The 13,918-nt window shown below is 71.0% G+C and carries 12 protein-coding genes; 3 read left to right on the top strand and 9 right to left on the bottom strand.

Annotated features, from left to right (window positions below; translation table 11 throughout):
- Positions 1-81 precede the first annotated feature (81 nt).
- Both GC092_RS02170 and GC092_RS02165 read left to right on the top strand, forming a co-directional pair.
- Complete coding sequence (locus tag GC092_RS02170) at positions 82-981, top strand: LysR family transcriptional regulator (RefSeq protein WP_271174351.1); 900 nt, start codon at positions 82-84, stop codon at positions 979-981.
- A gap of 59 nt (positions 982-1,040) precedes the next feature.
- Positions 1,041-2,027 carry a nuclease-related domain-containing protein gene (locus tag GC092_RS02165; RefSeq protein WP_324013840.1) on the top strand — a complete coding sequence of 329 codons (987 nt, stop codon included), beginning with the start codon at positions 1,041-1,043 and terminating at the stop codon, positions 2,025-2,027.
- A gap of 19 nt (positions 2,028-2,046) precedes the next feature.
- On the opposite strand, the gene GC092_RS02160 is transcribed toward GC092_RS02165, so the two are convergent.
- The 4 genes from GC092_RS02160 to GC092_RS02145 form a co-directional block, all read right to left on the bottom strand.
- Entirely contained in the window at positions 2,047-2,979 is a 933-nt protein-coding gene (locus tag GC092_RS02160) for an aminotransferase class IV (protein ID WP_324013838.1), read from the bottom strand.
- Between the two features lie 22 nt (positions 2,980-3,001).
- Positions 3,002-3,961: a phosphotransferase enzyme family protein gene (locus tag GC092_RS02155; RefSeq protein WP_324013837.1), complete on the bottom strand. Its 960-nt coding sequence runs from the start codon at positions 3,959-3,961 to the stop codon at positions 3,002-3,004.
- A gap of 52 nt (positions 3,962-4,013) precedes the next feature.
- The gene (locus GC092_RS02150) at positions 4,014-5,768 is read right to left on the bottom strand and encodes an HNH endonuclease signature motif containing protein (RefSeq protein ID WP_324013834.1); all 1,755 of its coding nucleotides are present in this window, start codon (positions 5,766-5,768) and stop codon (positions 4,014-4,016) included.
- A gap of 390 nt (positions 5,769-6,158) precedes the next feature.
- The gene (locus tag GC092_RS02145; RefSeq protein ID WP_324013831.1) at positions 6,159-6,767 is read right to left on the bottom strand and encodes a GrpB family protein; all 609 of its coding nucleotides are present in this window, start codon (positions 6,765-6,767) and stop codon (positions 6,159-6,161) included.
- A gap of 61 nt (positions 6,768-6,828) precedes the next feature.
- Between GC092_RS02145 and GC092_RS02140 the strand changes: the two genes are divergently transcribed.
- Positions 6,829-7,236: a RidA family protein gene (locus tag GC092_RS02140; protein WP_324013829.1), complete on the top strand. Its 408-nt coding sequence runs from the start codon at positions 6,829-6,831 to the stop codon at positions 7,234-7,236.
- A 46-nt stretch (positions 7,237-7,282) separates the two neighbouring features.
- Here the strand turns inward: GC092_RS02140 and GC092_RS02135 are convergent, their stop codons facing one another.
- The 5 genes from GC092_RS02135 to GC092_RS02115 all read right to left on the bottom strand — a co-directional run bounded on the left by GC092_RS02135 (position 7,283) and on the right by GC092_RS02115 (position 13,860).
- Positions 7,283-8,143, bottom strand: a complete 861-nt coding sequence (locus GC092_RS02135) for a phosphotransferase (protein WP_324013827.1) — start codon at positions 8,141-8,143, stop codon at positions 7,283-7,285.
- 4 nt (positions 8,144-8,147) lie between these two features.
- Positions 8,148-8,789, bottom strand: a complete 642-nt coding sequence (locus GC092_RS02130; RefSeq protein ID WP_324013826.1) for a DNA-3-methyladenine glycosylase I — start codon at positions 8,787-8,789, stop codon at positions 8,148-8,150.
- A complete protein-coding gene (locus GC092_RS02125; RefSeq protein WP_324013825.1) occupies positions 8,789-10,960 on the bottom strand; it encodes an ABC transporter ATP-binding protein in 2,172 nt (723 codons plus the stop codon). The genes GC092_RS02130 and GC092_RS02125 overlap by 1 nt, the downstream gene beginning before the upstream one ends.
- Positions 10,957-12,684 (bottom strand): ABC transporter ATP-binding protein, encoded by a 1,728-nt coding sequence (locus GC092_RS02120; protein WP_282978711.1) that lies wholly within the window; start codon positions 12,682-12,684, stop codon positions 10,957-10,959. Before GC092_RS02120 ends, GC092_RS02125 begins: the two co-directional genes overlap by 4 nt.
- A 117-nt stretch (positions 12,685-12,801) precedes the next feature.
- The gene (locus tag GC092_RS02115; RefSeq protein WP_324013824.1) at positions 12,802-13,860 is read right to left on the bottom strand and encodes a WxL protein peptidoglycan domain-containing protein; all 1,059 of its coding nucleotides are present in this window, start codon (positions 13,858-13,860) and stop codon (positions 12,802-12,804) included.
- Between the last annotated feature and the right edge of the window lie 58 nt (positions 13,861-13,918).

The following is a 13,918-nucleotide window of genomic DNA, read 5'->3' as shown; positions in this document are numbered from 1 at the left end:
AGGATCGCTCTCATTGTGCGGCCGTCGACCATCCGGCAAAAGCGCACGTTTTCGCGCATGACCTTTCGATATTCTCGAACGATGGCGACCCCCTGGAACAGCCGCGGTCTCCTGCTCCTGCACGAGCTCCGGATGCGCGGCACCCTCTCGGCCGTTGCGGCCGCGCGCAGCTACAGCGCATCGACCGTGTCGCATCAGCTGCAGCAGCTCGAGAGGGAGGTCGGCCTCCCTCTCCTCGAGCCGGAGGGGCGAGGCCTGCGCCTGACGGCAGCGGGCGAGGCGGTCGCCCGCCACGCCGCGCAGCTGCTCGCTGCCGAGGAGGCGCTGCGCGGCGAGCTCGCGGCCCTGGCGCCCGACGCGGCGCCGCTGCGGATCGCGGCGCTCCAGACGAGCGCGCGCACGCTCATCCCCCGCATGCTCGACGCCCTTCGCGACGCCCTCCCCGCGCTGCGCGTCGAGGTGATCGTCACCCCTCCCGAGCACGGCCTCTTCGAGACCGAGGCCGGGGGCTTCGATCTCGCGATGGCCGAGCAGTACCCGGGCCATACGCGGCCGCATCGCGCCGGGCTCGACCGCGAGCTGCTCGGCCGCGACCCGATCCGCTTCGCCGCGGGGCCCGCGAGCGGCATCGCGTCGCTCTCCGACGCGCGCGAGGCGGCCTGGGTGATGGAGCCCGAGGGGACAGCCGCCCGCGCGTGGGCGGTGCAGCAGTGCCGGGCTGCGGGGTTCGAGCCCGACATCCGGTACGAGGCGACGGACCTCTCCGCGCACCTCCGTCTCATCGCCGCCGGGCATGCCGTCGGGCTCATCCCGGGTCTCGCCGTCGCGGCCGACGAGGCAGAGCCGCGGCTCGTGGACCTGCCCGGCTCGCCGCACCGCGAGATCTTCACCTCGACGCGCGTGTCGGCACAGCGTCTGCCCGGGCTCCGGATCGCCCGCGACGCCCTCGCGGAGGCGTTCCGCTCGCTCCCCGAGACCTGAGTCGCACCTCAGCGGGACGCCGCGACGAGGATGCCGCCGAGATGTGATGGGCTGGAGTCGTGGATGAGACGCAGTGGCTGTGGGTGGCAGGCGCGGGGTGCGGTGTGCTCCTCATCGCGGTCGTGGTGCTCGTCATCGCGAACCGCCGCGGCAGGGAGCGCGCACGTCGTCGAGTGGCGGAGATCGAGGTCGCGAGTGCGACGCGCGCCGCGGAGCTGACCCGCGCGCATGAGGACCAGGTCGCGACGCTGGCGGCCGAGCACGAGAGCCGGCTCGCCGCGGTATCCGACGATCACGAGCGCGAGACCATGCGACTGCGCGCCGAGACGGCGGCGTCGATGGAGGTGGCGCGCCGCACGCGCGAGACGCTCGCGACGGGGCTGAAGTGGGAGGCCGCATCGCGTCGGCTCATCCTCGCCGCGTGCGAGCAGCTCGGTCTTCGCGGAAGCCTCCACACGAACGTCGTGTTCATGCCCTCCGACGCGCTCGAGACGCGGACCTTCGTCACGCAGATCGACCACGTGCTCCTGCTCGACGGCGCGCGGCTCGTCATCGAGAACAAGCGCTGGCAGGGCGTGCTCTTCGACGGCGTGCGGCCATCCGCCGTGCACGAGGCGTTCGGCAAGCTCGTCGACGAGAACGACCTCGGCGAGCACTTCGCCGTGCAGCTGCGCCGCGATCCCGAGTCGCCGCAGTCGATCACCGTGAACCGCCATCTCGGCGAGCGGGCGCCCGTCGTGCAGGTGCGGCGTCAGGCGCAGCAGCTCTCGCGCTTCGTCGAGCAGGAGCTGTCGGAGCCGATCTGGTTCGACACCTGCGTGCTGTACTCGCACGAGCGGGCCGAAGCGCACCTCCGGCAGCGAGACCAGTCATCGGGCGGAGCGAGCACGTGGGTCGTCGCGGGCGCCGACGGACTCATCGCGTGCCTCGAGTCGTTCGCGAGCCGGACCGGCAACGACGACACGCGGCGAGACGACGCGGCCCTGTTCGAGACGCTGTCCGCCCTCGGCGCCGACGCCACGCGCTTCGGGCCCGACGAGAGCTGACCGGGCGGGCGCGCGCTTCTCAGCCCGGGACGTGCGCGCGCGTCCAGGCGTCGATCGCTGCGCGCTCGGTCTGCATGAACGCGTTGATCGCGTCGGTCGCGGCGCGATCGTGCGCGATGGCGCGTCCGTCGATCGCGGTGACGGACTGCACGAACGATGCGCCCATCATCCACACCTGGTCGGCCGCGTGCAGCCGCTCGACCTCGACGTCCTCGTAGGCGACCTCGAGGCCGTTCAGCGACGCCCAGGCGAAGAGCTCGACCTGCGTCGTGCCGTGGAGGATGCCGATCCGCGGATGCGGCGTCACGACTCGGGCGCCCTCGCGCAGGACGATCGACGACTGCGGCCCCTCCAGAACGAAGCCGTCGCGGGTCACGTAGACGCCGTTCTGGGCTCCGCGTCGCTCGTACTCGCGGCGCGCCGCCATGTTCGTCGCATACGAGAGGGTCTTGGCGCCGAGAAGCAGCCACGGGGCTCGCTGAGCGGAATCGCGCAGGAGCTCGCGCTCGAGCGTGGCGACCTCGATCTCGGGCTTCTTGGGAGCGAACCCGGGGTCGATGATCGCGAAGACGGTCGGGGACGTCGGCACATCGACCGCCGACAGGGTCGCATCGGCCCCGCGCGTGATCACGAGCTTGATGTGGGCGCGGGCGATCGGGCTCATCCGACGGATGGCCGCGCGCACGAACAGGTCGAGCGCGCGGACGTTCGGGGCCGGCAGGTCGAGCGCGGCCGCTGACTGGAGGAGGCGCCGCACGTGGAGGTGCCAGGCGAGCGGCACGTCGTCGACGACCGTCGTGGCCTCGAAGACGCCGTCGCCGCGGAGCAGCCCGAGGTCGAACGCGGACACGCTGGCGGCGGCGGGGTCGATCGCGCGGATGTCGGGCTCGCCCGCGAAGGACGTGTCGAGGAGCTGGTCGGCCCGCCCGAAGAACACTCCGAAATCGGTCATGGGATCACGCTAGTGCCGGGGTTCAGCGGAGCGCGGCCGCCCACTCGGACGGATCACTGCCGAACGGGATGGCCATGAGCCCGTGCCAGAGGATGAGAGCTTCGAGCCATGCGCGCTCCGCTTCTCCGAGGGCTCTCACGGACTCGTACCCGCGCCGCAGGCTCTCGCGGGTTGCCACGGAGGTCGGCCGCCAGTCGGTGAACCGGGTGCGCAGGTACACCGACGCGCGTGCGAGGTCGTTCACCCGATGTGAGGTCGCGACCTCGTCGAAGTCCAGCACGGCGGCGACGGTGGACCCGCGGGTCAGGATGTTCGCGGCCCGGAAGTCGTTGTGCACGAGCTGGGGCGGGTCCTCGAGGTCAGGCAGGTCGGCGAGGAGCGCTTCGAGCCGCGAGGAGGCCTCTGGAACCTCACCGTGATCGTGGTGCGCGAGCCAGGTTCGGATCCGTGCTCGCGGGTCGCCGACGTCCATCTGGAGGGCGCTGTCACCGCTTTCGCGGCCTAGGGCGTCGTGGAGTCGAGCAAGGCACTGCCCCGCGGCGTGAACGGCGTTCAGATCAGCCGTGTCGAGCCAGACGCCCGACACCTCGGGGAGGACGGCCATGGAGAGCGGACCGCCCGGGCCGTCCTGAACCGCGCGTGCACGACGTTCCGTCGTCAGGATCGGATCCGCCACGGGAAGCCCGCGCGCCGCAAGCGATCTGAGGATCTCGGCGGAGGCAGCCAGCCGATCGAACTGCTGCGTCGCGCAGGACCATTTGACGACCAACGGGCCGCTGCCGCTGCGCACCCAGACGATCGCGTTGCGATCGCTGATCACGAGACGGGCGACGCCGTGCAGATCGATGCCCCACACCTCGCGCAACGTGACCGAGAGCCACTCCGAGGCGTCGGGAAGACCGGTGAACCCGAACCGTTCGAGAAGCGCCGCGTCGGGAGAGGTCTGCTCCCACAGCATCGACAGGCCGGCAGGCAGGGTCATGCAGCGATGCTACGGGGGGGCAGATCTGGGGACGACCTTCACGGCGCGGTTGTCAGCATCTGAGGGTGTGGGTGAGTTTTGCGTGGAGTCGGGTGCGGGAGGTGGGTGCTGGGCGGTGGCGGTGGTGTCGGTCGATCCAGTTGGGGGCGGCGATGTAGGGCACGCCGTGGTGCATGTGGATGGTCCAGCCGGAGGTGTCGAGGTGGTGGTGGTGCCACCAGCAGAGCAGGACGCCGTTGTCGGTTTCGGTGGGTCCGCCGTGGGCGTGGTCTTGGACGTGGTGGATCTCGCACCAGGCGGCGGGGATGGTGCAGCCGGGGATGATGCAGCCGCCGTCGCGGGCGACGATCGCTTTGCGCTGGGTGGGGGTGAAGCAGCGTTGGATGCTGCGCAGCTCGAGGATGCGCCCTTCGGGACTGAACACGGCGCGGAGGATGTCGCCGGTGCACCCGATCCGGCGGGCCACGGTCGCGGGGACGGGCGCGTCGACGCCGTCGAGGTGCGCGACGCCGCGCTTCGGGCGGGTGAACGCGGACCCCGGGCCGTGGGCCGCGGTGTCATGCACGCCGTCGCCGTCGCCGGTGGGGTTGGTGGTGGTGAGGTCGTCGGCGGTGATGTGGATCATGACGGTGGGGGCGGCGCCGCCGAGGGTGGGGGTCTCGGCGGCGCGTGAGGCGGCCTGGATCATCGCGAAGAACGCGTCGTGGCGTTTCTGCCCGGGGGTGCGGGGGTCGTGGATGATCTCGTCCGGTCCCCACGGGTCTGTGTCGTTGCGGGTCTCGGTGTCGATCCCGTCGAAGAACCCGCCATCGCCATCCGTGTCCGCGCCATCGCTCGCAGCTGCGCCTGCCGCGCAGTCTCCTGCGGCCGCGTCCGCACCGTCCGCACCGTTGTCGGCCTCGGCCGCACCGTGGGCGCCGTTGTCTGCGTCGGCCGCGCCGCTTTCGGCGTCGTGGTCTGTGGTGGGGGTGAAGGTGACGTGGTGGGCGGGGTTGGTGTGGGCGGAGAGGAGGTTCTGCAGGAGGGCGCCGGCTTCGGGGACGAGGGTGCCGTTGACGCGGAAGGCCCCGTCGGGCAGGGGTGTGAGGGTGAGGGTGCGGTTGCGGATGGGGCGTTCGGGGTCGGGCGGGAGGCCGTCCGCGGTGAGGACGTCCACCCACGCGTCCGCGTGGGCTTTCACGACGCTCCACGGCACGGCCGCGGCGGTGCCGTCCGGGAACGGCGAGGTGGCCTCGGCTGGGGGTGTGGCCTCGTCCAGGTCGGTCGCGATCGCGCCGGTGGCGATCCCGACGAGGTGGCGCTCCATGACCTCGAGCTTGTCGGCTTCGGAGGCGGGCGCGCCGCGGCGGGCGGTGGCGACGGCCTTCACGATCAGTGCCGCCGGCTCGACCCCGAGCAGGCCCGCTTCCACTGCCGCGGCCACTGCGGGGTGCGCGGGCGGGAGGGGGAGCCCGGTGGGGCTCTCCCGGTCGCGGGTGGCTTCATCCAGCCGCACCCGCGCGGATACCGCCGGCCCGGGGATCCCGGTGAGCCGCTCGAGCAGCTCCCGCCCGTCCCGACAGCCCAGCTCTCCCGCGAGGGGCCGCTCCAGGCCCCGCCGGGACCGCCACGCGACCTCTCCTGCCGCCCGCACCCGCAGCGCGTCCACGACCCGCCCCAGCTGCTCCACCCGCGCGGTGAACCCCGCGAGATCGCCCGACGCCACCTCCCCCACCCGTGTGAACAGCCCGTCCAGCAACCCGACCGCGGCGCACACCGCGCCGGCCGGATCATCCTGCCCCTCATCGGGCGCCCATGGGAAGGCCATACCCCATGGTAGAACACAACTACGACCCGGCACAAGACATTCCTCGAAGATTCTTCGAAGATTTCTCGCTCTCCGAACCATCTTGTACCAGGGACTCCGCGTGAGAACCTTACCGTGAGGCACCGACATTGATCCGTGCAGGTAAGTCGACTGCTTACCTATGGCTATCGCGGTTGAGACATGCTCCGTTCGCGCGTGCCTGCGTGCGCGCGGCTGTCTCGAGGCGGCGGCTCCCTGGGGGCGGCTTGCGGCGTTTCGACTGCGCTCGCTGGCGCTCGCTCCGCTCAACGACCGAGAAGGGAACCCCGCTCCGCTCAACGACCGAGAAGGCGGAACCCGCCCCGTTCGACGAGCGAAGCCATGCCCGGCTCGGCGCACGGGAGCCCTCCCCTACGGGCGGGCGCGTCCCCAGGCCTCGAAGGACGCCTGGACCTCGTCGAAGAACGCGGTCTTCCCGCGCGTGTAGTCGTCGTAGTCGGCCTTCCCGCGGTTCTCCGCCGAGAGACCGCGCTTCACCTGCTCGTAGCGATCGCGCTGGTCGGGATGGGCGCGGAGCCAGTCTCGGAACCAGACCGCGTATCGCCCCCAGGGGGAGTCCATCCGGCGCACATGGAGGATCGTCGTCCCGTCGCGCCCGACGAAGAGCCGCTTCTCCCACACCTCGTCCGCCACGGCCTCGCTGCCGCGGGGCAGGTCTCGGTGCACGCCGGGTGAATCCGGTCGTGAGCCGTGGGCTCGCCGATAGCCGATCCGAGCGAACGCGGCGTCCAGCGCCCCTTCGGCCGGCAGCGGGGAGATCCGCACCTGCAGGTCGACGAACGGCTTCGCCGCGAGCCCGGGCACCGACGTCGAGCCGATGTGATCGAGGACGGCCTCGGATCCGCCCTCGACGTCCTCAAGCGCGTGAGCGACCGCGGCGAGCTCCTGTTGTGCGATCAGAGACCACGACGGATCATGCGCGACAAGACGCGCAGGGTTGCCTGCATCAGACCGGGGCATGACCCGATTCTCCCCCGCGCGCGGGATCCGGCACGGGCCCGCCGCGCACGAGAATGATCACATGGCCTCCGCTGTCCGACTCATCCGCTCGTCCTCGCTGTCCGACGTCGCCGAGTACGCCTACGCGGCGACCGCGCCGAAGGACGCTCGCCTGATCTTCCTCGCCGGAGCCTGCCCGCTGGATGACGACGGCGCCACTGTCGCTCCCGGAGACTACGTCGCGCAGGCCGCCCGCTGTGTCGAGACGCTGACGACCGCGCTCGCGGACGCGGGCGCGACGCTCCGTGACGTGATCAGCACGCGCGTGCTCGTCGCGTCCTCCCGCCAGAGTGACCTCGTGGCCGCGTGGGAGGTCGTCCGAGACGCGTTCGGCGACTACGATGTGCCGAGCACGCTCCTCGGCGTGACCGTCCTCGGCTACGACGACCAGCTCGTGGAGATCGAGGCCGTCGCCGCCGTCGTGGACTGATCGGTGCGCGGGTTCGGCCACCTCGCCCGGATCGCACGCGTCGGCGTCAGAATCGCGCGAGAGCCTCGTCGAGCATCCGGAGTCCCTGCCGTTCGAAGCACTCGTCGCCGACCCGGTGCGACCAGACAGCGGTCGAGATCGCCTCGCGCAGGAGGGTGAGCGACCAGTCCGGCTCCGTGCGCGGGTCCGCCCCGTAGCCCTCGAGGAAGGCGCCCTCGAGCGCGGGCTTGTCTCGCCACTGCTGCACCGCGAGGCGAGCGAGGTCCGTTGCGGCAGGTCTCAGATCGAAGCGCCCGAAGTCGATGATGCGCACGCTCCCCGTGGCGTCCACGAGCCAGTTGCGGGGCTGCCAATCGCCGTGCGTCGGGACGAGCGGCACATGCGCCGGCGCGGATGACCGCAGCACGGCACGCGCGCGCCGCACGATGGCCGCCTCGATTCGATGCGGCTGCTCGAGCATCGCCAGCACTCGCTCGGTCTGCCGCTGCGCGTAGCCGGCCCCATCGTGCTGCGCCTCCGCGTGGAAGACGCGCAGCAGCCGTCCGGCCTGCCGGTGCACGTCCGGAGCGAACTCGGCGCCGCTTCCCTGCACGAGCCGGCCTTCGAGGTACCGCGTCACGAGCACGTTCGCGTCGCGGTCCGCGGCCACGAGCGGTGCCGCCGCGCCCCGGCGCACGAGCGGAGCCGTCGCCCGCTCGTGCGCCGTGATCTCGCGGCCGATGTGGTGGTTCCCGAGGCCAGCGGCCTTGACGATGAACTCGCCCTGCTCCGCCCGCACGTGGAGAACCCGAGTGTCGACCTGCCCCCACGAGAGGTCTGCGATGAGCGCGCTGGTCGGGAGCCACGCCTCCACGAGTGCCGCCTGCGCTCGGGTCGGCAGCGCCTCGCTCCACCAGCCGCCGGTCACGTGACTACGCCCACACCCCGCTTGTACCGCGGCGATGGCTGCCGACGAGGTGGGTGTCGACGATGCCCACGGCCTCCATGAGCGCGAACATCGTGGTCGGGCCGACGAAGCGGAAGCCGCGCTTCTTGAGCGCCTTCGACAGCGCGATCGACTCGGGCGAGGTGGTCGGGATCTCGGCGTACGAGGTCGGCGCGGGCGTCTGCGCGGGTCGGTGACTCCAGATGAAATCGACGAGTCCGCCCTCCGCGCGCAGCTCGACGGTCGCGCGTGCGTTGCCGATGGTCGCGAGGATCTTCGCGCGATTGCGGATGATCCGGGCATCGCCCAGGAGCCGCTCGACGTCGGACTCGTCGAAGGTCGCGACGGCATCCGGATCGAAGCCCGCGAACACCTCGCGGAACGCCGGCCGCTTCCGCAGGATGGTCGCCCACGACAGCCCGGACTGGAACGCCTCCAGGCTCAGCCGCTCGAAGAGGCCCGTCTCGTCGCGGACGGGCATGCCCCATTCCGTGTCGTAGTACGCGCGCATCAGCTCATCGGAAGCCGCCCAGCGCGGGCGGCCGAGACCATCCGGCCCGATGACGAGATCCGCTGAGGCGGCACCGGGGCCGGCCGCGAGGCCGGCCCCGGTGTGCGCGTCGGCCATCAGGGTCGTCGACCCTCGCCGTCGTCCTCGCCTTCCGGAGAGGACGTCGGGATCGCGCCCGTCACGACCGAGACGCTGCCCGCGACGACCGGCGCGGGGCTCATCCCGCCCGGAGCCGGAGCCGAGTCCGCATCGGCGCCGTCAGCCTCCGCCTCCCCGGGCTCGGCCTCCGCGGCGTCGAGGTCGACGACGGCGTGCTCGAACTGCGACTGGTACAGCCGCCAGTACGCCCCCTCCTTGCGGATGAGCTCGTCGTGCGTGCCCTGCTCGACGATGTCGCCGTGCTCCATCACGAGGATGAGGTCGGCGTCGCGGATCGTGGAGAGGCGGTGCGCGATCACGAACGACGTGCGGCCCTCGCGCAGCGCCGCCATCGCGTGCTGCAGCAGCAGCTCGGTGCGGGTGTCGACCGAGCTCGTCGCCTCGTCGAGGATGAGCACGCTCGGTCGGCGCACGAACGCGCGCGCGATCGTGATGAGCTGGCGCTCGCCCGCCGACACGTTGGCCGCGTCCTCATCGAGGACCGTGTCGTACCCGTCGGGCAGCGAGTGCACGAACCGGTCGACGTACGTGGCCTTCGCGGCGGCGAGGATCTCCTCGTCGGTCGCCGACTCGCGTCCGTAGCGGATGTTGTCGCGGATGCTGCCCGCGAACAGCCACGGGTCCTGCAGGACCATTCCGGTCCGCGAGCGGACATCCTCGCGCGTGAGCTGCGAGATGTCCTGTCCGTCGAGCAGGATGGCGCCGCCGTCGAGCTCGTAGAACCGCATGATGAGGTTCACGAGCGTCGTCTTGCCCGCACCCGTGGGCCCGACGATCGCGACGGTCTGACCCGGCTCGACCCGGAACGACAGATCGCGGATGAGCGGCTTCTCGGGAGAGTAGGAGAAGGACACGTTGCGGAACTCGATGACGCCGCGTCCGTCGGGGACGGCGGGCGCGTTCTCGGCGTCGGGCTCCTGCTCCTCCTCGTCGAGCAGCGCGAACACGCGCTCGGCCGAGGCCGTTCCCGACTGGACGACCGGCAGCATGCCGCCGAGCTCGGTGAGCGGCTGCGTGAACTGCTGCGAGTACTGCACGAACGCCTGCACGTCGCCGATGCGGATCTGGCCGCTCGCGACCATGATGCCGCCGAGCACCGCGATGCCGACGTACGTGAGCGAGCCGACGAACTGCATGCTCGGCATCATGATGCCCGAGAGGAACTGCGCCTTGAACGCGGCCTGGTAGAGCTCCTCGTTCTCCTCCTGGAAGGCGGCGGCCGTGGAGCGCTCGCGGCCGAAGACCTTCACGAGCGCGTGACCCGAGAACGACTCCTCGACGCGGGCGTTGAGACGCCCGACCTTGCGCCACTGCGTCTGGAACGCCTTCTGCGACGCGGGCCCGATGCCGAGCATGATGAACGCGATGAGCGGCAGCGCGACGAGGGCGACGAGCGCGAGCTGCCACGAGATCGAGAACATCATGATGAGCACGCCGACCACGGTGAGCAGCGAGGTGATGGCTCCCGACAGCGCCTGCTGGAGCGTCTGGGTCATGTTGTCGATGTCGTTCGTGACGCGCGAGATGAGCTCGCCGCGCTGCACGCGGTCGAAGTAGGCCAGCGGCAGGCTGTTGATCTTGCGCTCGACCTGCTCGCGCAGGTTGAACATCGTGCGCACCATGATCACGTTGATCACGTAGCCCTGGATCCACTGCAGCAGCGACGACACGACGTAGATCGCGAGCGCCCAGACGATGACCACGCGGAGCGCGTCGAAGTCGACTCCGGCGCCGAGCTCGAAGTGGGTCATCGCCGCGACGACGTTCGCGAGGTCGTTCTGCCCTGCGGCCCGCAGAGCGGCCACGACCTCGTCCTGCGAGGCGCCGGCCGGGAACTGGTCGGCGAGCGTCAGCGAGAGGACGCCCTCGAAGACGATGTTCGTCGCCTCGCCCAGCACCTTGGGCGCGATCACGGCGAGCACGACGCCGACCGCTCCGAGGAGCGAAACGAGCGCGAACACCCACGCGTAGGGGCGGAGAAGGCCGATGAAGCGGCCGAAGCTCTTGCCGAAGTCGGCGGCCTTGCCGGGGGCGACCGAGTCCCAGTCCCCCGAGTTCAGGCGCGCCTGCTCGGCGAGCTCGAGCTCGAGCTGCTCGTCGATCTCGGCCTGCGTCTTCTTGTCGCTCACGCTTCCACTCCCAGCTGCGATTCGACGATCTCGCGGTAGGTGCGGTTCGTCGCGAGGAGCTCCTCGTGCGTGCCGGAGCCCACCATCTTCCCGTCGTCGAGCACGATGATGCGATCGGCGTCCGTGATCGTCGACACGCGCTGCGCGACGACGATCTTCGTGACGTGCGGCAGCTCGCGCCACAGCGCCTGCCGCAGACGCGCGTCCGTCGTGAGGTCGAGTGCGGAGAACGAGTCGTCGAACACGAGGATGTCGGGGTTGTGCACGATCGCGCGCGCGATCGAGAGCCGCTGCCGCTGGCCGCCCGACACGTTCGTGCCGCCCTGCGCGATCCGCGAGTCGAGGCCATCCGGCATCTCCTCGACGAAGTCCTTCGCCTGCGCGATCTCGAGCGCCTTCCAGATCTCCTCGTCGGTGGCGTCCTCGCGGCCGAACCGCAGGTTGCTGGCGACCGTGCCGCTGAACAGGAACGGGCGCTGCGGCACGAGGCCGATGCCGCTCCACAGCCTCTCGAGGTCGGCCGAGCGCACATCGACGCCCTGCACCTGCACCTGCCCGGCGGTCGCGTCGAACAGACGAGGGATGAGCGACACGAGGGTCGTCTTGCCGGAGCCGGTCGATCCGATGATCGCGACGGTCTCCCCCGGCTCGGCGTGGAAGGTGATGCCCTCGAGCACGGGCGACTCCGCGCCCGGGTAGGTGAACGCGACGTTCTGCATCCGGACGGACCCGCGGCGCGGGAACTCGGTCACGGGCTTGTCGGGGCGCAGGAGGGTCGACTCGCTCTCGAGGACGGCGCCGACGCGGTCGGCCGAGACGGCCGCGCGCGGGATCATGATCGTCATGAAGCTCGCCATCATGACGCCGCCGAGGATCTGGCCGACGTACTGCATGAAGGCGAACAGCGTGCCGATCTGGGTCTCGCCCGCGTCGACCTGGATGCCGCCGAACCACACGACGCCGACGATCGTCACGTTGAGCACGAGCATGACGAGCGGGAACATCAGCACGAAGAGCGAGCCGACCTTGCGGCCGACGACCATGATGTCGGTGTTGGCGAGGCGGAAGCGCTCCTCCTCGATCGCCTCGCGCACGAAGGCGCGGACGACGCGCACGCCCGTGAGCTGCTCGCGCATGACGCGGTTCACGCCGTCGAGCTTCTCCTGGTAGGCGCGGAAGAGCGGCACCATGCGGCCGATGATGAGGCCCGCGACGATGAGCAGGGTCGGGATCGAGACCGCGAGGATCCAGCTGAGGCCGATGTCCTGGCGGAGCGCCATGATGATGCCGCCGATGGCGAGCATGGGCGCCTGGACGAGCATCGTCGCGCTCATCATGGACACCATCTGGATCTGCTGCACGTCGTTCGTGTTGCGCGTGATGAGCGAGCCGGCGCCGAACTGCGACACCTCGCGCTCGGAGAACGCGCTCACCTTGCCGAACACGTCGCGGCGGATGTCGCGGCCCGCGCTCATCGCGGCGCGCGCGGCGCAGTAGGTCGCCACGATCGACGCGAGGATCTGGCCGAGCGAGACGGCGAGCATGAACATGCCCGTGCGGATGATGTAGCCGGTGTCGCCGCGGGCGACGCCGTTGTCGATGATGTCGGCGTTCAGCGTGGGAAGGTAGAGCGCCGCGAGCGCGGAGCCCAGCTGGAAGACGAGGACGCCGACCAGGAGCCATCGGTATCGACCGAGGTAGCGGATGAGCAGCTTGAGAAGCACCTGGAAAGGATGCCACCGACCTCCGACATCGGCATCCTCCTGAAGGGGGATATCCGCTGACAGCGGAACAGATCCGGATGTCGGGGGTCGGCTGAGCGAGGCCGGCCGTCGGCTCCCTCAGTCCCCCGTCGGCGCGGCGGCCTCGCGGCGGCCCTCCTCGCGCGCCTGCGCGAGGAGGCGCTCGATGCGGCGGCGCGAGCGACGACGGCCCCACACGCCGGATCCCACGATGAGCGCGATGCCCGCGAGCACGGCCAGCTGGGACCACGGGATCGCCCACATCCCGGTCTCGATGCGGACCGCGTCGACGGGCGTGCCCTCGCCCTCGCCGACCACGGTCGGGACGACCTCGAGCTCGACGGGGACGGAGAAGAGCGGCCACACGTCGTCCACGGGCACGGTGAACGTCCGCCGATCGCCCGGCAGCAGCTCCTGGTCGATCTCGTCGGGGCCCGGGAACGCGGACTCCCGGCCTCCCGCGGCGGCAGTACCCGTCACCATGAGCCGCGTGTTGCCCGAGTTCACGACCTCGAACCGCACGACCGCGTCGCCCGGGGCCAGCGGATTCCACGACACGTCGTACTCGGACGAGACGGCCTCCACGGATGCGGACGGCGTGAGCTCCCCCGCCACCCGCGTCATGACGCGGAAGCCGACGCGCGACTCGACGCCCACCGACGAGCCGTCCTCGCCGACCTGCTGCGACAGGATCGACGCCGCGATCCCCGCGGCGTGGTCGCCGGGGGTCGCGTTCTCGGGAACCGTCGTCGTGAACGGCACGATCTCCACCTCGCCCGCGCCGACGACGACCTCGTCGACCACGTCGATCCACGTGCCCGCGTCGACGGACTCCTCCGTCGACGGCAGCATGCTGAAGCGGCCGTTCTCCTGGAAGTACGCGTCCGCGGTCGTGATGCGGAAGGTCACCTCCTGCTCCGAGAAGTTCCGGATGGCCAGATGCTCGGTCGCGCTCGCGCCCGGGTCCAGCTCCTGCTCGACCCAGGCGCGGCCATCCTCGCCCGACGCGTCGGCCGGCCGCACCGACCACGTGACCGTCCCGTCGTCCTGCGCCTCCGCGAGCGCGGGCGCGGACGCGCCGAGTGCGAGGAGCAGCACGAGCGCGAGGGCGGAGACGCGCGGCAGGGCGCGTCGGATCGGGGTCGTGGGGGAAGCCATCATCGGCCTTTCGGGATCGGGTGGGACCGAACGCAGGAGATCCGACGCGGAACGGGGC

The organism is Microbacterium sp. JZ37 (genome assembly GCF_035188445.1).
GTDB classification, from domain to species: domain Bacteria; phylum Actinomycetota; class Actinomycetes; order Actinomycetales; family Microbacteriaceae; genus Microbacterium; species Microbacterium barkeri.
The sequence above is the reverse complement of the archived record's forward strand: the minus strand, read 5'-3'. Positions and strand labels throughout refer to the sequence as shown.